The sequence below is a fragment of the Glycomyces sp. NPDC021274 genome (assembly GCF_040641195.1).
In the GTDB taxonomy this organism is placed as follows: domain Bacteria; phylum Actinomycetota; class Actinomycetes; order Mycobacteriales; family Micromonosporaceae; genus Glycomyces.
Genome location: NZ_JBFADC010000004.1, coordinates 313,097 through 331,222, shown reverse-complemented (window position 1 = coordinate 331,222; position 18,126 = coordinate 313,097). Strand labels below are relative to the sequence as shown.

Genomic DNA, 18,126 nt, shown 5'->3' with positions numbered 1-18,126 from the left:
CCATGACGTACGAAGAGACCAGCGCGAGGCAGCGGACCGAGCGCTTCGGCATGTCGCACCTGTCGATCGAGGTCGGCCACCTCTACGCCGACGACCTGGCCCGGCCCGACACCCTCAAGGCCGAGATGGCCTCCGCGGCGGCCTGGGTCCACGGCACCACCGAGGCCCTCTCCAAGCGCCTCGGCGGCCGCCGCCCGCGCGTGAGCACCTGCTACCTCGTGGACGACTACAGCCAGCAGGGCATGCCCCCGCCCGAGGAGCTCATCAGCGTCATCACCGAGGCCGCGGCCGACGCCGACCTGAAGATCGACTACCTCGCCCGCGAATCCGCCTGCGCCCAGATGGGTCCGCTGCAGCTCGCCGCCCTCGTGGCCGACCGGATCGTGTTCGAGCCGCCGCCGGGTGCAACCGGCTCCCGGCCCACGGTCGCCCGCTCCGGCTGGCTCTGCAACGGCGTGCCCAGCCCCAGACCCAAAGGCATCGCGATGGGCGTGCCCGACCAGTGGCGACCGCCCAGCCAGAACGCCAAACGCGACCACTCGGTGTTCCTCGACGTCGAACTGTGGAGCGACACCGCCCAGGGGCGGCGCTGGTCCTGCCCGATGCTCGCCGCCGTCTGGCAGCTGCTGCGCCTCGGCGTGCTGCGCAACCAGGGCCGGCGCATCGGCGTGCCCGAGGCCGTCGCCGCAGTCGTCCCGGACGAGCACGGCCACGATCCCGACCGCCCGGCGCGGGCCCGCTTCCCCGAGACGTGGGAGGCGATGCCGCCGATCCTCCAGCTGGAGCCCGGGGCGTTCCCGTTCCCCGCCTACCGCACGGTCTCGATCCTCTCGGTCAACTACCTCGAGGTCGAGCACGCCGTGCGGGTCATCTGCGGGTCGGTGCGGCCCGAGGCGAGCGCGGTCGAGATCATCCGCAAGTCCGCCGAACGGGAGGGCCTGGTCCTACCCGACGAGCTCGTCGACCGGCTCAGCTACATCTTCCAGGGCCCGCTCTAGGGAGGTACCCGAGCCGACGGCTCGCACTGCCGATGAGCACCACAGGCGTCGACAGCCGAAACGCAGCGAACCGGCGAACGGGGCCGGACGGCGAGCGGTCTGGTGCACCGGCCAGGCGCAGGACCCGCTAGCGGTGGAACACGCCGCCGGGGCCGCCGGACTGGCGCTGGCGCTGCTCCATCAGGTCGAGGATCTGCGCGGCCAGGTCGGCCGCGCCGTAGTCGATCTGGGACCGCACGCGCTCGGTCATCGTCGTCCACTGCCGGGTCAGGCCGGGCCGCCGTTCCAGTGCGTCCCACATGAACTCGAGGTCGGCGGAGGTGCGGGCGCCGGCCGACCACAGGTGCAGCAGGTGGTCGACGACGGGCCGGAGCGTGCGCAGCGTGTGCCGCGAGTCCTCGCCGATCTTCGCGAGGGCGACCCGTGCGGCGACGGCGGTGAGCAGCCAGTCGTGGACCGCGAGGTCCTCGGCGGCGGCGGCCACCTGCTCGGGGTCGACGGGCCCGGTGACCATGCGCAGGCGCCGCCTGTTGTTGCCCGACAGCCGGAATGCGACCGTGGCGGGCTGCCCGGGGTCGGTGACCGCGGCCCAGCGCAGCCGCGTGGAGCCGGTCTTGATCGGCGGGCGCTGGTCGAACATGGGCCGGGCGAGGACGTCGTGGATCGAGTGGCGCGCGACCGCGGCGGTGTCGAGGAGTTTCGCGCGGTCAGGGCGGTTCTCGGCGATGAGGTAGCCCTCGGCGAGGCGGGGGGCGTCGAACTTGCCGATGGTCTCGAGGGAGCCGGGCTTGGCGAGGTAGTACGACCAGGGCATGCGCCGCGGATGCTGGGAGCGGGCGACCGAGGCCCAGGCGGAGCCCTGGAGGAGCTGCCCGCCGGTGAGCACCGCGCGAGAGGAGACGGAGCCGACGGCTCGCAGCGAGCCGTTGCGGTCGTCCTCCTCGGTGTGGGGGCTGTCGGGTTTGGGGCCGAGCGGGAGCCGGCAGTCGACGCCGTGCAGGAGCGTCGGCGAGGCCGTGTGCGGGACCGGGCGCGCCCATTGGACGACGGTCTCGCCGACGGCGAGCGAGAGCGCCGCGCGGGCCTCCTCGGGCGTGAGGGGCCGCGAGTGCGGCAGCAGCGCGGTGTGGATCTCGCCGACGATGAGCATGGGCGCTCGCTCCTGTTCGCTTGGGCGGGAAGGCTCTCGCTAGTCCCGCTCCCGGTGCTCGGTGATGGCCAGGCCGTGGCCGTCGGGGTCGCGGAAGGCCGCGGCCCGCATTTCGTAGTTCTGGCCGAGCAGCGCGGTGCGCGGCAGGTGCAGGAACTCGACGCCGGCCTGGTTCATCTCCGCGAAGGTGGCGTCGATGTCGCCGACCTCGAAGGTCAGGTGCATGACCCCGGTCTCGCCGGGCGGCGCGTCGGGCCGCTCCCAGAGGAGGATCTTGCCGAACCCGGCGTCGAGGATCGCGGCCTCCTGGGTGCGGTCGGCGATGTGGAGCCCCAGTGCGTCGGTGTAGAACTCGACCGAGCGCTGCAGGTCCGCGACGATGAGGGTGGCGGCCACGTCGGTGACGTCGGTGCCGCCGAGCCGCTGCTCGGAGAGGAGCAGTTCGGCGAGGTCGTCGGCGAGGCTGCTGCCTTCGGCGGAGGTCCGCTGCCGGGGCGGCGACGGCGCCTTGAGCTTCGTCACGGCTTCGGCGATCGGGCCTTTCGACGGCCCGTTCGGCGGTCCATCTGACGGTCCATCTGACGGCGGCGGCGGGTCCGCGGGAGGCGGTGCGGGCGCCGCGGTCTCGGTGGCGCCGGGGCCCCGCGCGCCGCCGATCTGGTCGCTCGGGAGCGTGAACGCCCCGGTCGGCACGCGGTTCGGCGGCGGGTCGCTGGGCAGCGGCGCTGATTCGGCGACGGCCGCGGGCGGCGCAGGGTCGTCGTCTTCGTCGTCGATGAGTTCGGCGTCGACGGGTTCGGTGATCAGCGTCTGCCCGGGCGGGGTCGCGACGGCGGTCGCGGTCGGTTCCGGTTCGGCCGCAACGGGTTCGACGATCACGACGGCGGGTGCGGGCGCGCGCACCGGGGCAGGTGCGGCCGCTGCCGCAGGGGCCGCCGGCGGCTTGGCCGCCTCAGGGCGCGCGGGTGCCTCGAACAGGTCGTCGAGCGAGCTCGGGGCCGGTTCCTTCACCGCGGCGGGCCGCGGCGGGTCGTCCTCCACGATGAGGTCCTCGAGCCGGTGCTGCCCGATGAGCGGCGGGGCCGGGACCGGCTGCGGGAAGCGGCGTGCCGAATGCTCGACGGTGACGAACGCGATGCACCCGGCGAAGCAGGCGAACGCGGTGATGGCGATGCCGACGCTCTGCGCGCCGACTGCCATGGAAGCGAGGAAGAAGGAGAGGATCAGTAAAGTGATGGCGCCGACCGCGTGGGAGGTGCGCCACCGCATCCGCCTGTCGCCGTTGAGGGTCGTGCCGATCGCCTCGCCGCCCGCGGAATGGTGCTGCCGCGCGTGCAGGTCCTTCAGGGCGTGCTGGTTGATCGCCCACCAGCGGGCTTCGCGCGAGCGGCGCTGCTGGTCGAGCATGAGCCGCTGCTGGCGCAGCTGCTCGGCGGTCGCGCCCCGACCCACCGGCTGGCGTCCGGTGCGGGGCATCGGCTTGCCGGGCGCGGCCTTGCGGACGCCGGGCTGCGCGCCCTTCTTCGGGGCACCGCCCTTCGCGCCTCCGCGTGCGGCCCCGCCTTTCGCGCCGCCCCTGCTGGGCGCCTTGGAAGGCCGGGGGGCCGGCCTTGGTGGTTGGCTGCCACGTGCCATCGGGGACACCTCATCCACAACTGGGAGAACCGGGTTGCAACGTGAATCGTACGTGGGTGAGGCAACGGACACAACATCCCTTACGATGGCAGCCAGAATCCGACTGACACTTTCGAGGAGTCCTCCCGTGGCCGAACAGCGCACGCTCGTCCTGATCAAACCCGACGCGGTCCGGCGCGGGCTCATCGGCGAGGTCCTGTCCCGCTTGGAGCGCAAGGGGCTGCGCGTGGAGCAGCTGCGGCTGCGGACGATGGACGCGGCGCTCTCGGACGCGCACTACGCCGAGCACGTGGGCCGCGAGTACTACGACGGGTTGAAGACGTTCATGACCTCCGGGCCCCTGGTGAGCCTGGTGGTCTCGGGCGACGAGGCGATCCCGGTGGTGCGCAAGCTGGCCGGGGCGACGGACGGCCGCAAGGCCGAGCCGGGGACGATCCGCGGCGACTTCTCGGTCTCGAACCAGCAGAACCTCATCCACGCCTCGGACTCGGAGGAGTCCGCGAAGCGCGAGATCGACCTCTGGTTCGCCGCGTAATACCGGGTGACCGCACCACTGACGACGCTGGCAGCGGCACGGGGACTCGCTTGCGGGCCGTCTAGCTCGGTATGAGGTGCGGCCCGCCGGCGGGCCGCGTCAGCGCCTCCAGGTCGGCCTGCGTGTCGATGTCGAGCGGGTCGCCCGGGCACTCGACCTCCCGCACCAGGTGCGGGTTCGCGGCCAGGAAGTCCCGCGCGCCCCGGTCGCCCGCGGCCCCGGCGGCGATCGCGTCGAGGTGCTCGCGCGCGAAGTACATCGGGTGGCCGCGCCGGCCCGCGTAGACGGCGACCGCGACCGCGGCGCCGTCCTCGGCGGCGTTGATGACGCGCCTGACCGCTTCGGGGACGATCCGCGGCTGGTCGACGAGGGTCACGACGACCCCGTCGTAGCGCTGCGGGACGGCGGCGAGACCGGCCTTGAGCGAGGTCGAGAGCCCCTGCCCCCACCGCCGGTTCATGACGGGCGTGAACGCCTCCGTGGCGGCGGCGAGCGCCTGCTCGGCTCCCGCGCCGAGCACGGCGAGGACCTGCCGGCACCCGCCGGCGTGCAAGGTGGCGACGGCCCGGTCGAGCAGGCTGCGGCCGTCGAACTCGGCCAGGGCCTTCGGTCCGCCGAAGCGCCGTCCGGCGCCCGCGGCGAGCACCAGGCCCGCGGTGTTCTTCATGTGTTCCCCCCTTTCACGGCCCCGGTCGGGGCCGCGTTCACTCCAGGCTCACCGCGAGGGCGAGGTCCATCCGGTCGAGGGGGTTGCGCAGATCGCGGCCGGTCAGCTCTTCGACGCGCCGCATCCGGTACCGGACGGTGTTGACGTGCAGGTGGAGGCTCGCGGCGCACTGGCGCCAGGAGCCGTCGCATTCGAGGAAGCGCCGCAGGGTCGGCAGGAGGTCGGAGCGGTGGTGCGCGTCGTATTCGAGCAGCGGGTCGAGCACGCGGGTGCGGAACGCCCGGCTGACGTCGGGCGGGACGGCGGCCAGCAGCATCCGGTGCGAGACGAGGTGGTCCGGTTCGGCGATGTCGACGCCGCCGGGGCGCGGCTGCGCGAGCGCGGCCGTGTGCCGGGCCTGCTCGAGCGCGCCGCACAATCCCGCGGGCGAGCGCACCGGATCGGCGAGGCCGACGCTCACGGCACCGTGCCCGCCGAGACCTGAGAGGACCTTCGCGCACCGCCGCGACCAGTCCAGGAGCCTTGGCCGCTCCTCGGCGGAGCCGGCCGGGCCCGCGAGCACCGCGATGGTCTCGTCCCCGATCGTGGCCCAGGCCGCGACGGGAGCCTCGAGCGGATCGCCCGACTGGCCGGCGACCGCTTCGGCGACCACGACCTCCCGCAGCGCGACCGGTTCGCCGACCGCCGCGATGACGGTGACCGTGCCGCCGACCGGCAGGCCCGCCGAACGCATGAGGTGCTCGTCGATCCGGCCCTCCCGCAGTGCGGCGACGAGTTCGACGTGCGGCGCGGGCCGGACCGCCGGGTCGTCGAGTTCGAGCATGAGCAGGGCCGCGAGCTGCTCGGCGACGAGCCGCCGCTCGGGCGCCCAGTGCGTGTGGTCGTCGTCGATGACGAGGAACCGGCCGGTGTGGAGGGTCGAGCCGATGCCGAACACCGAGTAGGCGCGGTGCCGGTCGAGGGTCACCTTCTGCGGCAGGCGGTCCGACGCGTGCGCCCGGGCCACGACCGCGGCCCGGTCGGTCTCGCCGAGCTCCAGGCCGCCGCGCAGCGCCCGCCCGGTCGGCGACAGCACCAGGCACTCCATGCCCAGCTCATTGCGGATCAGCTCCAGGATCTGGCCGATCCCGTCGGCGGCGATGAGCCGCCGGTGCCGGTCCAGCAGCGAGGCGAGGTCCCCTGAGCGGCCCACCGAGAGCCGCTGCACGATCCGCTCGGTGATCTCGGCGAACGCCACGGCCGCGTCCACGGCGAACAGCGGCAGGTCGTGGCGTTCGCACGCGTCGACCAGGTCCACCGGGACCGCATGGAACTCGGGGTGGTCGCCCGCGCCGAGCGCCGTCACCCCCGCCGCGATCAGGTTGCGCACGTACGCGTCCGAGTCGTCCTCGGCCCGGCGCCACATCAGGCCGGTGAGCACCAGCTCGCCGCCGGAGAGGTACCGGCGCGGGTCGTGCATGTCGGTCGGCACGACCCAGCGGATCTCGCGGTCGAGGTGGTGGCGGCCCGAGACCAGGGTCAGTCCCAGTTCGGGCATCTGCAGCAGTGAACGGAGTCGCATGGTGTGGCCCCCAGGGGTCCGGCCTTCACAGGCGCGTCGGGACGCGGTAGGCAACTCCACCATAGCGCCGCCCAGCTGGAGTCTTTGGACGATCCTCCAGCATTTAACGGCGGGGAAACGAAGCTTTCATAGCCGAACACAGTGCCCCCGGCCTCGGCTTTCGGCTTCACTTATTCCACACGGCGAGTTCGTGCGACGGTGAGTGCGGCGAGCCGTCTACAGAGCAGGGAACCAGGAGGCGCCGATGTGGACTCTCGAAGCGTTCGACACCGCTGACGCGGAGGACGCGGTGGAGGTGCTCACGGCCTGCTGCGCCTCCCGGGCCTGGGCCGAGAAGGTCGCCTCGGGCCGCCCGTACCGGACCGTGGCCGCACTGCGGGCCGCGGCACTGGCCGGGTTCGACGAGCTCGACGAATCCGAACTCGCCGTCGCGCACGCCGCGCACGCCCCCATCGGCAAACCCAAACCCGCCGTCGAGGACCAGTGGTCGCGCGGCGAGCAGTCCCGCGCGCTGGCCGCGGACGCGGCGGTCCGGGACGAGCTCGCCGCGGTGAACGCCGCCTATGAGCGCCGCTTCGGGCGGGTCTTCCTCATCTGCGCCACCGGCCTCACCGGCGAGGAGATCCTCGCCGAGGCCGAGCGGCGCCTGGGGAGCGACGACGCGACCGAGCACCGCGAAGCGGTGGCCGAACTGCGCAAGATCGTGGCGCTGCGCCTGGAGAAGGCGGTGCGGCCGTGAGCGAACCGTGCACCGTGTCCTCCCACGTCCTCGACGCCGTCGCGGGCCGGCCCGCCGCCGGCCTCCTCATCACCCTCCTCAGGCTGGACCGCGGCGAGTACACCGCAGTCGCCTCGGCCCCCACGGACGCGGACGGCCGCGTCTCGGGCTGGCGCACCACGCCCGGCCCGCACAAGCTCCGCTTCGAGACCGGCGCGTGGTTCGCGCTCCGCGACACTGCCACGTTCTACCCGGAGGTCGAGATCGCGTTCACCGCCGCCGCAGGCCACAGCCACGTGCCGCTCCTGCTCAGCCCCTTCGCCTACTCCACGTACCGGGGGAGCTAGCCATGCCGTTCACCATGGGCCCCAACAACTACGGGAAGTCCGGGATCCGCCTGGTCCGCGTCGCCCGCGACACCGCGCGGCACGGACTGCGCGACCTCACCGTGCACACCGCGCTCTCGGGCGACCTGGACGCCACGCACTACACCGGCGACAACACCGGCGTCCTGCCCACCGACACGCAGAAGAACACCGTGTACGCGTTCGCCCGTGACGGCATCGGCCCCATCGAGGCCTTCGCGGAGCGGCTCGCCCGCCACTTCGTCGACGCGACCCCCGCGATCACGCACGCCCGCGTCCGCATCGAGGAGCACGCGTGGACGCGCATCGGCGACCACTCCTTCACCCGCGGCGAAGGCGGCGAACTGCGCACCACGGAGGTCGGCTACGACGGCACCGCCGCCCGCACCGCCTCCGGCGTGCGTGACCTGCTCCTGCTCAACACCACCGACTCGGAGTTCAACGGCTTCCTCGCCGACGAGTACACCACCTTGCCTGAAACCGACGACCGGATCCTCGCGACCGCGGTGACCGCGACCTGGGCTTACGAGGCCGAACCGGATTACGACCGCGCGTTCGCCGAGGCCCGCGGGGCGCTCCTCGCGGCGTTCGCGGACACCTACTCGCTCTCGCTGCAACAGACCCTCCACGCCGTCGGCGAGCGCATACTGAAGGCGGTCCCCGAGGTCGGCGAGGTGCACCTGTCGCTGCCGAACCGGCACCACTACCTCCTCGACCTCGAACGCTTCGGCCTCGACAACCCCGGCGTGGTCTTCCAGGCCGGCGACCTGCCGTACGGGCTCATCGAGGGCACGGTCCGAAGGGAGGCGGCATGACAGCGTCGACGGCAGCGGCCGTCTTCCACCGCCCTGCCGGCCTCGACGAGGCGCTGCGGCTCCTCGCCGCGCACCCCGAGGCCGTGCCCGTCGCGGGCGGCACCGACCTCATGGTCGCCGTCAACTACCGGCACACCCGGCCCGCCGCGATGCTCGACCTCACCCGCCTCGCCGAACTGCGCGAATGGTCCGACGAAGGCGGCGCGATCCGCATCGGCTCCGGCGTCCCCTACGCGAGGATCTGCGCCGAACTCGCCACGGTCCTGCCCGGCCTCGCCGCCGCCTCCCGCACCGTCGGCTCCCCGCAGATCCGCAACCGCGGCACCCTCGGCGGCAACCTCGCCACGGCCTCCCCGGCCGGCGACGGCCACCCGCCGCTCCTGGCGACCGGCGCGACCATCGAGATCGCCTCGGTCGCAGGCACCCGCACGGTGCCGGTCACCGCGTTCTTCACCGGCCCCAAACGCAGCGTCCTCGCCCCCGGCGAACTCATCACCGCCGTCACCGTCCCGAAAGCGGCCGGCCCGCAGCAGTTCCTGAAAGTGGGCACGCGCAACGCGATGGTCATCGCCGTCTGCTCCCTCGCGGTCGCGCTCGACCTCGACGCGCGCCGCCTCGGCACCGGCATCGGCTCCGCCGGGCCCACGCCCCTCACCGCGCCCGACGCGGACCTCATCGAACTGCCCTGGCGGCGACCGGACCTGTTCAACGACGCCCTCGCGGAGGAGTTCGGCCGCCGCGTCGCCGCCGCCGCACGACCCATCGACGACGTGCGCGGCACCGCCGCGTACCGGCGCCACGCGCTGGCGGTGTGCGCCGCGCGGGCGCTGCGGCGGGTCTGGACCGCCGCCCACGGAACGGAGAGCAGCCGATGAGAGTGCAATTGCGCGTCGACGGCGAGGCCGCGGTCGCCGAGATCGACCGGCCGGGGGAGAGCCTGCTCGCGACCCTGCGGGACCGGCTCGGCCGCTACGGCACCAAGAACGCCTGCGAGCAGGGCGAATGCGGGTCCTGCACGGTGCTCCTGGACGGCGACCCGGTGTGCGCGTGCCTCGTCGCGACCGCGCAATGCGAAGGGCGCGACGTGAAGACCGTGGTGGGGGCGGTGCCGCGGCCGGTGCGCGACGCGTTCATCGCGTGCGGCGCCGTGCAGTGCGGGTTCTGCACCCCCGGGCTCCTCGTCTCGGTCGCCGACCTCCTCGCCCGCGACGACGACCCGAGCGACGTCCAGATCCGCGAGGCGCTGGCCGGGAACCTGTGCCGGTGCACCGGCTACGAGAAGATCATCGACGCCGTGCACGCGGCGGCCGAAGCGATGGCCGACGGAACAGCGCGACCCCCGCAGCGCCAGTGGATCACGACCCCTGTGGTGCCGAGCGCCGCTGCCGAGGCGACGGAGGCGACGCCATGACCGCGCTGGTGATCGAGAACGCCGCGATCGCGGCGGTGGACGCCGCCGGGACCGAGCACGGGCGCGGCCACATCGTCGCAGAGAACGGCGTCATCACCGCCGTCGGCGCGGGCCCGGCCCCGCACCGCGACGGCGCGCAGTACATCGACGGCACCGGGTGCCTCGCCACCCCGGGCCTGGTGAACACCCACCACCACCTCTACCAGTGGGCGACCAGGGGGTACGCGACCGACCACAGCCTCTTCGAATGGCTCGTGGACCTCTACCCGGTGTGGGCCCGCATCGGCCCCGCGCACGTCGCCGCGTCCAACACCGCCGGCCTCGCCTGGCTCGCCCTCTCCGGCTGCACCACCGCCGCCGACCACCACTACGTCTACCCGGACGGCCACGCCGCCGACCTCGTCGACGTCCAGATCGCCGCCGCCGCGAAGATCGGTGTCCGCCTGCAGCTCGCCCGCGGCTCCATGGACCGCGGCGTGAGCGACGGCGGCCTCCCGCCCGACCACATCGTCGAGGACATCGACGCCGCACTCGCCGCCACCGCCGACGCGATCGACCGCCACCACGACCCCGCCCCCGGCTCGATGCTGCGCATCAGCGTCGCGCCCTGCTCCCCGTTCTCCGTCTCCACCGAGCTGCTCCGCGAATCCGCCGCCCTCGCCCGCGACAAGCGCGTCCGCCTCCACACCCACCTGTGCGAGACCCTCGACGAAGCCGAGTTCTGCCAGAGCGTCCACGGCTGCGACCCGGTCGAGTACATGGACAAGGCCGGCTGGATCGACGCCGACACCTGGCTCGCGCACGCCGTCCACCTCGACGCGAACGCCCAGCGCCGCCTCGGCGCGGCCGGCACCGGTGTCGCCCACTGCCCCTCCTCCAACGCCCGCCTGGGCACCGGCCTCGCCGACGTCCCCGCCATGCTCGACGCCGGCATCCCCGTCGGCCTCGGCGTCGACGGCGCCGCCAGCCAGGAGGCCGGGCACCTCGGCGAGGAACTGCGCCAGGCCCTCTACACCGCAAGGCAGCTCAAGGGACCGCACGCGATGGACGCCCGCACCGCCCTGCGCCTCGGCACGATCGGCGGCGCCCGCGTCCTCGGCCGCGACACCGAGATCGGCTCCCTCGAGACCGGCAAGCAGGCCGACATCGCCCTGTGGGACCTCACCGGCCTCGGCCACGCCGGCATCGCCGATCCCGTTGCGGCCCTGGTGCTCGGCCCGCCCGCGCCGCTGCGGCTCCTCACCGTCGCCGGGAACCCGGTCGTCGCCGACGGCGAACTGCGCACCGCCGACACCGCGACGCTCGCCCGCGACCTCGCCGCCGCCAGCGCGAACCTCAGGGAGGCCCGCGATGCCTGAACCCGCCTCGAACCCGCCGAGCGGCCCCGCCGCGGGCGAGTCCGCCATCCCCGAGTCCCGCGCCGAACTATCGGCCGCCGAGCCGGGCGCGGCCCGCGACGCGACCACCGCGGCCGCGCCCGCGGCGGCCCCCGAGTTTCCGACCCCGCCGACAAGGGCAGCCGGCGGGGTCGGAACCCCACACCTCCCAGGAGGCGTCGGGTCCAGCCCCGCCCGCCCCGACGCCGAAGCGAAGGTCAACGGCACCTTCGACTACGCCTCCGACCTCGCCTTCCCCGGGATGCTGTGGGGCCACACCCTCCGCAGCCCCCACCCCCGCGCCCGCCTCCGCGCGGTCGACACGGCCGCCGCGCTGGCGATGCCCGGCGTCGCCGCCGTGCTCACCGCCGCCGACGTCCCCGGGAAGCTCCACTACGGACTCATCGAGGCCGACCAGCCCGTGCTCGCCCTCGACCAGGTCGACTACCAGGGCGAACCGGTCGCGATCGTCGCCGCCGAGACCCTCGACCTCGCCCGCCGCGCCGCCGAGGCGATCAGCGTCGACTACGAGGTGCTCGAACCGGCCTGCGACCCTGAGGAAGCGGTCGCGAACGGCAGTTACTTCCGGTACCAGCCGGTGCGCCTCGGCGACCCGGACGCGCAGGTCCCGGCCGCCGTGGTGGCACGCGAGTACGTGGTCGGCATGCAGGACCAGGCGCCGCTCGGCCCCGAGTCCGGTGCGGCCGTCCCCACCGGCGACGGGGGCGTCGAGCTCTACGTCGCGACCCAGTGGGTGCACTCCGACCTCGAGCAGATCGCGCCCTGCCTCGGCCTGGAACCGGACCGCATCCACATGGCGATCGCCGGGATCGGCGGCGCGTTCGGCGCCCGCGAGGACCTGTCCGTGCAGGTCCACATGGCGATGCTCGCCCTCGCGACCGGCCGCCCGGTGAAGATGATGTACGACCGGGCCGAGTCGTTCTTCGGCCACGTGCACCGCCATCCGGCGCGGATGCGCTACGAGCACGCCGCGGACGCGGACGGGAGGCTCCTGTACGTGAAGGCCCGCATCGTGCTCGACGGCGGCGCGTACGCCTCCACGACCGAGGCTGTCGTCGGCAACGCCGCGTCACTCGCGGTGGGGCCCTACGAGGTCGAGCATGTGAGCGTCGACGCGTGGGGCGCGCGCACGAACAACCCGCCGTGCGGGGCGATGCGCGGTTTCGGCGGCGTCCAGACCTGCTTCGCGTACGAGTCGCAGATGGACGCGCTCGCCGAGGCGCTCGGCCTCGACCCGCTGGAGTTCCGGCGCCGCAATGCGGTCGCCCAGGGCTCCAAGCTCATCACCGGTCAGATCGTCGACGCGTACGACCCGTCGCGCGCTGACGGCGGCAGGCCGTTCTCGCCGCTCGCCGACATGCTCGGCCGGTTCAAGGAGATCCCGGTCCCCGCTGTTCCCGCCGGGCGCGACATCATCGAACTGCCCGGCGGCACCGGCAACACCACGCACGGCGAGGGCGTGCGCCGCGGCGTCGGCTACGGCGTCGGGCTCAAGAACATCTGCTACTCCGAGGGCTTCGACGACTACTCGACCGCGAGCGTCCGCCTCGAACTCGTCGACGGGCAGACCGTCGCGTTCGTCCACACCGCCGCCGCCGAAGTGGGGCAGGGGCATTGGAGCCTGCAGGCGCAGATCGTGCGCACCGAGCTGGGCGCCGACCGGGTCGAACTGCTCCCCAACGACACGAAGGCCGGCTCCGCCGGATCCTCCTCGGCCTCGCGCCAGTCGTACATGACCGGCGGCGCCGTCAAAGCCGCCTGCGAGGCCGTCCGCGAACTGCTGCGCGGCCGCGACCTCGCCGACGGGCCGGTCGAGGCGACGCGCGTGTTCCGCCACCGCGCCACCAAACCCATGGACCCCGTCACCGGCCAAGGCGAGTCGCACGTCCAGCTCGCCCTCGCCGTCCACCGCGCCACTGTAGACGTCGACGTGGAGCTCGGACTCGTCAAGGTCGTCGACCTGACCTGCGTCCAGGACGTCGGGAAGATCATGAACCCAGTCGCACTCGAAGGCCAGATCCACGGCGGCTCCGCGCAGGGCCTCGGCCTCGCCGTCATGGAGGAGATGATCACCGAGCAGGGGCGGGTCAAGAACGCCTCCTTCACGGACTACCTCATCCCCACCATCCTCGACATGCCGCCGATGCGGCTGCGCATCGTCGAGAACGCCGACCCCGAAGCGCCCTATGGACTCCGAGGCGCGGGCGAACCGCCCACGCTCTCGTCGACGCCCGCGATCGTCGCCGCCATCCGGGACGCGACGGGCCTTCCACTCACCCAGATCCCGGTCAGGCCCGAACACCTGACCGCCCACTTCGGGAGGCAGCCATGAGGGACATCGCCGCGACACTCCGCGCCTGGATGGACGACGGGAAGCCGTTCGCGCTCGCCTCGGTCGTCGGCACCGCCGGGTCCTCGCCGCGCCCGCTCGGCACCGCGCTCGCCGTCGACGCGGACGGCACGGCCGTGGGCGGCGTCTCGGGCGGCTGCGTCGAAGCCGCCGTGTATGGCCGCTGCCAGGAGGTCCTGGAGACGGGCACGCCCGCGGTCGACTCGTACGGCGCCACCGAGGAGGAGCGGTTCTTCCTCGGCATCACCTGCGACGGCACGATGGACGTGCTCGTCGTGCGGGTCGAACCGGACGACCCCGCCATCGGCGCCACCCTCGACGCGGTCCTCGCAGGCGAGTCCGCCTCGCTCGTGCGCGTCGTGGAGGGCCCCGACCTCGGCACGGCGGTCGCCATGAGCGCCAACGGCTTCGCCGGCCGCCTCGAGCTCGGCGCGATCGACCTGCCGGCCGCCTCGGGGCGCGTCGGCCGCTTCGCCGTCGAGGACTACTCGCCGCCCCCGGACCTCTACATCTACGGCGCCGTCGACTTCGCCGCGCCGATCGTGCGGATCGCCAAGACCCTCGGCTTCAGGGTCACGGTGTGCGACGCGAGGCCCGTGTTCGCCACCGAGATCCGCTTCCCCGACGCCGACGCGATCGTCGTGGACTGGCCGCACCGCCACTTCGACGCGGCCGAGGTCGACGCGACCACCACGGTCGTCGTCCTCACCCACGACGAGAAGTTCGACCTCCCGCTCCTCGAACGCGCCCTCGTCTCCGAGGCCGGATACGTCGGCGCGCTCGGCTCCCGCGCCACCCACCGCGACCGGCTCGAACGGCTCCGCGAGGCCGGACTGGAGGAGGAAGCGCTCGCCCGCCTCCGCTCACCCATCGGCCTCGACCTCAACGGCCGCACCGCCGAGGAGACCGCCCTGTCGATCGTCGCCGAGATCGTCGCCGTCAGGAACGATGCCCGCGCCGGGTTCCTCACCGGGGCGCAGGGCCCGATCCACCACTGATCGGCGGAACGCGGCCATCACGGCCGCAGCCAATGGCGATCCGAAGGGCCTGGACCCGGGCTCGAGCGCAAACCGAGTCGGGGTCGCACACCGGCCACCGGCCACCGGCCACCGGCCACCGGCCACCGGCCACCGGCCACCGGCCACCGGCCACCGGCCACCGAGCCTTACCACCGAACCGCAAGCACAGCAACCGAGCACCCATAATCGAAGGAGCCGATGATGGTCCACATGTTCCTCAACGGAGGCGGCATGAAAGGCGGCAACCTCCACCACCTGATCGGCGGCGCGCCGTTCGTCGGCCCCGCCACGACCCTGCCGATCTACCGGCTGCACTCCGTCGGAGACGACCACCCGGCCCTGCAGCTCGCGCCCGAAGGCCAAGGCGCCGCAATCGACGGCGAGCTCTACGACATCGACCTCGCCGTCCTGCGCACCTCCCTCCTGCCGGCCGAACCGGCCGACCTCGAACTCGGCGTCGTCGGCATGGCCGACGGCACCGAAGCGCTCGGCATGCGCCTGCGCGACGACTGCGCAGCCCTGCCCGAACTCATCGACATCACCGCCCACGGCTCCTGGCGCGCCTACCGCGCCGCGAACGCCGAGGCCTTATGACCGTTCGGCCCCGCCGCCATACGGGTCCTCTCGCAACCGAACGAACACCTGGAGTCACCATGATGACCGACCCCTACGACATTGCCGCCCCCGTCATCTACGACCTGGTGCTCCGCTCCCGCCGAACCGTCCTCCCCGACGGCGAACGACCCGCCGCCGTCGCCATCGCCGGCGAGCGCATCGCCGTCATCGGCGACTACGACGAGCCCATACCCGCCCACCGCACCGAAGACCTCCGCGACCTCGCCCTCCTCCCGGGCCTCGTCGACACCCACGTCCACGTCAACGAACCCGGCCGCACCGAATGGGAGGGCTTCGCCACCGCCACCCGCGCCGCCGCCGCGGGCGGCGTCACCACCATCGTCGACATGCCGCTCAACAGCCTCCCGCCCACCGTGGACACCGCCGCGCTGGCCGCCAAACGCGACGCGGCCCGCGACCGGACCTGGGTCGACACCGGCTTCTGGGGCGGCGCGATCCCCGGCAACGACGCCGACCTCAAGGGACTCCACGACGCCGGCGTCTTCGGTTTCAAATGCTTCACGGCCCCTTCAGGAGTCGACGAGTTCCCGCACCTCGACACCGCGGGCCTCCACCGCGCGTGCGCGACGGTCGCCGCCCTGGACGCGCTCCTCCTCGTCCACGCGGAAGACCCCGCCCACCTCCACGACGCCGACACCGCCGGACATATTCACGGCTCGCAAGGGTCCCCGGGAAGCGCCTTCGGCAGCTTCCTCGCCACCCGGCCGCCCGAGGCCGAGACCAGCGCGGTCCGCGAGGTCATCGCCGCCGCCCGCGCCACTGGCGCCCGCGTCCACCTCCTCCACCTCGCGGCGGCCGAAGCCCTCGCCGACCTCCACGCCGCCCGGCGGGACGGCGTCCGCATCACGGTCGAGACCTGCCCCCACTACCTCCACCTCGCCGCCGAACGCATCCCTGACGGCGCCACCGCCTTCAAGTGCTGCCCGCCGATCCGCGGCGAGGCGAACCGCGAAGCCCTCTGGGAAGGGCTCGTCGACGGCGGCATCGACATCGTCGTCTCCGACCATTCGCCCAGCCCGCCCGGCATGAAGACCGGCGACTTCGCCACCTCGTGGGGCGGCATCGCCTCGCTGCAGCTCGGGCTGCCCGTCATGTGGACCGAAGCGCGCGGCCGCGGCCTCGCCCTGGCCGATCTGGTCCGGTGGATGTGCGCCGGCCCGGCCGACCTCGTCGGGCTCGACCGCAAGGGCCGCATCGCGACCGGAGCCGACGCCGACCTCGTCGCGTTCGACACGGAACGGGCGTGGACCGTCCGCGCTGAAGACCTCCTGCACCGCCACCCCGTGACCCCCTACGACCGCGAGACACTGACAGGCTGGGTCGTCTCGACCTGGCTGCGCGGCAGACGCGTCGACACCGACGCCGCACCGCGTGGCCGCCAACTGCTGAGGAGCCCCCGATGAGCCCGCTCGAACCCCGCCCCGACGTCCAAGGCCCCGACGACTGGCGGCACCTGCCCGATCTCGCCGCCCGCGCCCTCGGCGGATCCGTGCTCGCCGCCAACGACGAGTCCTTCGCGGAGAAGGAGAGCCTCATCAGGCCCTACCCCGTCGTCCACCAAGCGCACACGTTCGGCCACAAAGGACAGCTCTATGACGGCTGGGAGACGCGCCGCCGCCGCGACACCGGCCACGACTGGGCGATCATCCGCCTCGGCGTCCCCGGCACGGTCAGCGGCATCGTCGTCGACACCGCCTACTTCACCGGCAACTACCCGCCGCGCATCTCGGTCGACGCCTGCCGGCTCGACGGCCACCCCGCCCTCCACGAGATCCTGGAAGCCGACTGGCGGCCCCTCGTCCCGGTCAGCGACGCCAAGGGCGACAGCGTGAACGAATACGCCGTCCGCGACCCGTACCGCTGCACCCACGTGCGCCTCAACATGCACCCGGACGGCGGCATCGCCCGCCTCCGCGTCCACGGCACCCCCGTGCCCGACCCGGCCGGCTTCGCGGACCTGCCGCTCGACCTCGCCGCGCTCACCAACGGGGCCACGGTCACTGGCGCCTCGAACGCCTTCTACTCCAACCCGGTCGGCGCGATCATGCCCGGCCTGCCCGCCAGCCAGGCCGACGGCTGGGAGACCGCCCGCCGCCGCGAACCGGGCAACGAATGGCTCGACGTGCGCCTCGCCGGCCGCGGCACCGTCCGCGTCGCCGAACTCGACACCACCCACCTCAAGCACAACGCCCCCGGCTGGGCCGCGATCGAAGCCCGCGACGGCGACACCGCGTTCACGCTCCTGCCGCGCACGAAACTCCAACCGGACACGCCGCACCGCTTCGTCCTCGACAACGACCGGCCCGCCACTTCGGTGCGGCTGCACCTCTTCCCCGACGGCGGCATGGCGCGGCTGCGCCTCTACGGACGCCTCACCGACGACGCCCTCGCCGAAATGCGGCGGCGCTTCGATGCCGCCTAGCGTTATTCTGCGGCGATGACCGAACCCGCCCAGACCCCCGAGGCCAGCTCCGCCGAAGCGTTCTTCCGCACCGAGATCCGCGCCGGACGCGTCGTCAAGACCGAACCGAACACGAAGGCCCGCGTCCCCGCCTACAAGCTGTGGATCGACTTCGGCGAGCACGGCGTCAAGCAGTCGAGCGCCCAGATCACCGCCCGCTACAGCGCCGAGGAACTGGTGGGGCGCATGGTGGTCGCTGTGACCAACTTCCCGCCGCGCCGCATCGCGGGCTTCAAATCCGAGGTGCTGGTCCTCGGCGTCCCCGTCGAGGGCACGGACGAAGTGGTGCTCCTGGCCCCCGACGCGGACGTCCCGCCCGGCGCGCGCGTCTCCTAGGGGGTGTTTGAGAAACCCCGCCGGCCGCTATCCGGCCCATTCGCCCGCTCGCTGCGTTGTCGCGACCTTTGC

General features: G+C 73.3%; 18 protein-coding genes. 14 read left to right on the top strand and 4 right to left on the bottom strand.

Going from position 1 to position 18,126, the window contains the following annotated elements:
* The first annotated feature begins 2 nt into the window (after positions 1-2).
* Complete coding sequence (locus AB0I03_RS12440) at positions 3-998, top strand: SCO2522 family protein (protein WP_360410783.1); 996 nt, start codon at positions 3-5, stop codon at positions 996-998.
* 127 nt (positions 999-1,125) lie between these two features.
* Here AB0I03_RS12440 and AB0I03_RS12435 read toward each other — a convergent pair whose 3' ends face one another.
* Both AB0I03_RS12435 and AB0I03_RS12430 read right to left on the bottom strand, forming a co-directional pair.
* Entirely contained in the window at positions 1,126-2,148 is a 1,023-nt protein-coding gene (locus AB0I03_RS12435; RefSeq protein ID WP_360410780.1) for an SCO2521 family protein, read from the bottom strand.
* A 39-nt stretch (positions 2,149-2,187) separates the two neighbouring features.
* Positions 2,188-3,783 carry a VOC family protein gene (locus AB0I03_RS12430; protein WP_360410777.1) on the bottom strand — a complete coding sequence of 532 codons (1,596 nt, stop codon included), beginning with the start codon at positions 3,781-3,783 and terminating at the stop codon, positions 2,188-2,190.
* An 85-nt stretch (positions 3,784-3,868) separates the two neighbouring features.
* Here AB0I03_RS12430 and ndk point away from each other — a divergent pair, with 85 nt between their 5' ends.
* Complete coding sequence (gene ndk / locus AB0I03_RS12425; protein WP_353895354.1) at positions 3,869-4,318, top strand: nucleoside-diphosphate kinase; 450 nt, start codon at positions 3,869-3,871, stop codon at positions 4,316-4,318.
* Positions 4,319-4,379: 61 nt separating this feature from the next.
* Here the strand turns inward: ndk and AB0I03_RS12420 are convergent, their stop codons facing one another.
* Both AB0I03_RS12420 and AB0I03_RS12415 read right to left on the bottom strand, forming a co-directional pair.
* Complete coding sequence (locus AB0I03_RS12420; RefSeq protein WP_360410774.1) at positions 4,380-4,985, bottom strand: nucleotidyltransferase family protein; 606 nt, start codon at positions 4,983-4,985, stop codon at positions 4,380-4,382.
* A 37-nt stretch (positions 4,986-5,022) separates the two neighbouring features.
* Positions 5,023-6,546 carry a PucR family transcriptional regulator ligand-binding domain-containing protein gene (locus AB0I03_RS12415; protein WP_360410771.1) on the bottom strand — a complete coding sequence of 508 codons (1,524 nt, stop codon included), beginning with the start codon at positions 6,544-6,546 and terminating at the stop codon, positions 5,023-5,025.
* Positions 6,547-6,790: 244 nt separating this feature from the next.
* Between AB0I03_RS12415 and uraD the strand changes: the two genes are divergently transcribed.
* The 12 genes from uraD to AB0I03_RS12355 all read left to right on the top strand — a co-directional run bounded on the left by uraD (position 6,791) and on the right by AB0I03_RS12355 (position 18,054).
* Positions 6,791-7,285: a 2-oxo-4-hydroxy-4-carboxy-5-ureidoimidazoline decarboxylase gene (uraD, locus tag AB0I03_RS12410; RefSeq protein WP_360410768.1), complete on the top strand. Its 495-nt coding sequence runs from the start codon at positions 6,791-6,793 to the stop codon at positions 7,283-7,285.
* Entirely contained in the window at positions 7,282-7,611 is a 330-nt protein-coding gene (gene uraH, locus AB0I03_RS12405) for a hydroxyisourate hydrolase (RefSeq protein ID WP_360410765.1), read from the top strand. The genes uraD and uraH overlap by 4 nt, the downstream gene beginning before the upstream one ends.
* A gap of 2 nt (positions 7,612-7,613) precedes the next feature.
* Positions 7,614-8,444 (top strand): factor-independent urate hydroxylase, encoded by an 831-nt coding sequence (gene pucL, locus AB0I03_RS12400; RefSeq protein WP_360410762.1) that lies wholly within the window; start codon positions 7,614-7,616, stop codon positions 8,442-8,444.
* The gene (locus AB0I03_RS12395) at positions 8,441-9,319 is read left to right on the top strand and encodes a xanthine dehydrogenase family protein subunit M (RefSeq protein ID WP_360410759.1); all 879 of its coding nucleotides are present in this window, start codon (positions 8,441-8,443) and stop codon (positions 9,317-9,319) included. The genes pucL and AB0I03_RS12395 overlap by 4 nt, the downstream gene beginning before the upstream one ends.
* Positions 9,316-9,855 carry a 2Fe-2S iron-sulfur cluster-binding protein gene (locus AB0I03_RS12390; protein WP_360410756.1) on the top strand — a complete coding sequence of 180 codons (540 nt, stop codon included), beginning with the start codon at positions 9,316-9,318 and terminating at the stop codon, positions 9,853-9,855. The genes AB0I03_RS12395 and AB0I03_RS12390 overlap by 4 nt, the downstream gene beginning before the upstream one ends.
* Positions 9,852-11,213: an 8-oxoguanine deaminase gene (locus tag AB0I03_RS12385; RefSeq protein ID WP_360410753.1), complete on the top strand. Its 1,362-nt coding sequence runs from the start codon at positions 9,852-9,854 to the stop codon at positions 11,211-11,213. The genes AB0I03_RS12390 and AB0I03_RS12385 overlap by 4 nt, the downstream gene beginning before the upstream one ends.
* Positions 11,206-13,584 carry a molybdopterin cofactor-binding domain-containing protein gene (locus AB0I03_RS12380; protein ID WP_360410750.1) on the top strand — a complete coding sequence of 793 codons (2,379 nt, stop codon included), beginning with the start codon at positions 11,206-11,208 and terminating at the stop codon, positions 13,582-13,584. The genes AB0I03_RS12385 and AB0I03_RS12380 overlap by 8 nt, the downstream gene beginning before the upstream one ends.
* A complete protein-coding gene (locus tag AB0I03_RS12375; RefSeq protein ID WP_360410747.1) occupies positions 13,581-14,600 on the top strand; it encodes an XdhC/CoxI family protein in 1,020 nt (339 codons plus the stop codon). Before AB0I03_RS12380 ends, AB0I03_RS12375 begins: the two co-directional genes overlap by 4 nt.
* A gap of 222 nt (positions 14,601-14,822) precedes the next feature.
* The gene (locus AB0I03_RS12370) at positions 14,823-15,215 is read left to right on the top strand and encodes a gamma-glutamylcyclotransferase (protein WP_360410744.1); all 393 of its coding nucleotides are present in this window, start codon (positions 14,823-14,825) and stop codon (positions 15,213-15,215) included.
* A 59-nt stretch (positions 15,216-15,274) separates the two neighbouring features.
* Positions 15,275-16,660, top strand: a complete 1,386-nt coding sequence (gene allB / locus AB0I03_RS12365) for an allantoinase AllB (RefSeq protein ID WP_360410741.1) — start codon at positions 15,275-15,277, stop codon at positions 16,658-16,660.
* On the top strand, positions 16,657-17,679 hold the full coding sequence (gene alc / locus AB0I03_RS12360) for an allantoicase (RefSeq protein ID WP_360410738.1): 1,023 nt from the start codon (positions 16,657-16,659) through the stop codon (positions 17,677-17,679). The genes allB and alc overlap by 4 nt, the downstream gene beginning before the upstream one ends.
* 15 nt (positions 17,680-17,694) lie before the next feature.
* Complete coding sequence (locus AB0I03_RS12355) at positions 17,695-18,054, top strand: tRNA-binding protein (RefSeq protein WP_360410735.1); 360 nt, start codon at positions 17,695-17,697, stop codon at positions 18,052-18,054.
* Positions 18,055-18,126: the final 72 nt, after the last annotated feature.

Coding starts and splice junctions, on each gene's coding strand:
- allB (WP_360410741.1), top strand. CDS start 15,275: ATGATGACCGACCCCTACGACATTGCCGCCCCCGTCATCTACGACCTG.
- AB0I03_RS12420 (WP_360410774.1), bottom strand. CDS start 4,985: ATGAAGAACACCGCGGGCCTGGTGCTCGCCGCGGGCGCCGGACGGCGC.
- pucL (WP_360410762.1), top strand. CDS start 7,614: ATGCCGTTCACCATGGGCCCCAACAACTACGGGAAGTCCGGGATCCGC.
- AB0I03_RS12375 (WP_360410747.1), top strand. CDS start 13,581: ATGAGGGACATCGCCGCGACACTCCGCGCCTGGATGGACGACGGGAAG.
- alc (WP_360410738.1), top strand. CDS start 16,657: ATGAGCCCGCTCGAACCCCGCCCCGACGTCCAAGGCCCCGACGACTGG.
- AB0I03_RS12355 (WP_360410735.1), top strand. CDS start 17,695: ATGACCGAACCCGCCCAGACCCCCGAGGCCAGCTCCGCCGAAGCGTTC.
- AB0I03_RS12390 (WP_360410756.1), top strand. CDS start 9,316: ATGAGAGTGCAATTGCGCGTCGACGGCGAGGCCGCGGTCGCCGAGATC.
- AB0I03_RS12440 (WP_360410783.1), top strand. CDS start 3: ATGACGTACGAAGAGACCAGCGCGAGGCAGCGGACCGAGCGCTTCGGC.
- AB0I03_RS12415 (WP_360410771.1), bottom strand. CDS start 6,546: ATGCGACTCCGTTCACTGCTGCAGATGCCCGAACTGGGACTGACCCTG.
- uraD (WP_360410768.1), top strand. CDS start 6,791: ATGTGGACTCTCGAAGCGTTCGACACCGCTGACGCGGAGGACGCGGTG.
- AB0I03_RS12380 (WP_360410750.1), top strand. CDS start 11,206: ATGCCTGAACCCGCCTCGAACCCGCCGAGCGGCCCCGCCGCGGGCGAG.
- AB0I03_RS12395 (WP_360410759.1), top strand. CDS start 8,441: ATGACAGCGTCGACGGCAGCGGCCGTCTTCCACCGCCCTGCCGGCCTC.
- AB0I03_RS12385 (WP_360410753.1), top strand. CDS start 9,852: ATGACCGCGCTGGTGATCGAGAACGCCGCGATCGCGGCGGTGGACGCC.
- AB0I03_RS12370 (WP_360410744.1), top strand. CDS start 14,823: ATGGTCCACATGTTCCTCAACGGAGGCGGCATGAAAGGCGGCAACCTC.
- ndk (WP_353895354.1), top strand. CDS start 3,869: ATGGCAGCCAGAATCCGACTGACACTTTCGAGGAGTCCTCCCGTGGCC.
- AB0I03_RS12435 (WP_360410780.1), bottom strand. CDS start 2,148: ATGCTCATCGTCGGCGAGATCCACACCGCGCTGCTGCCGCACTCGCGG.
- AB0I03_RS12430 (WP_360410777.1), bottom strand. CDS start 3,783: ATGGCACGTGGCAGCCAACCACCAAGGCCGGCCCCCCGGCCTTCCAAG.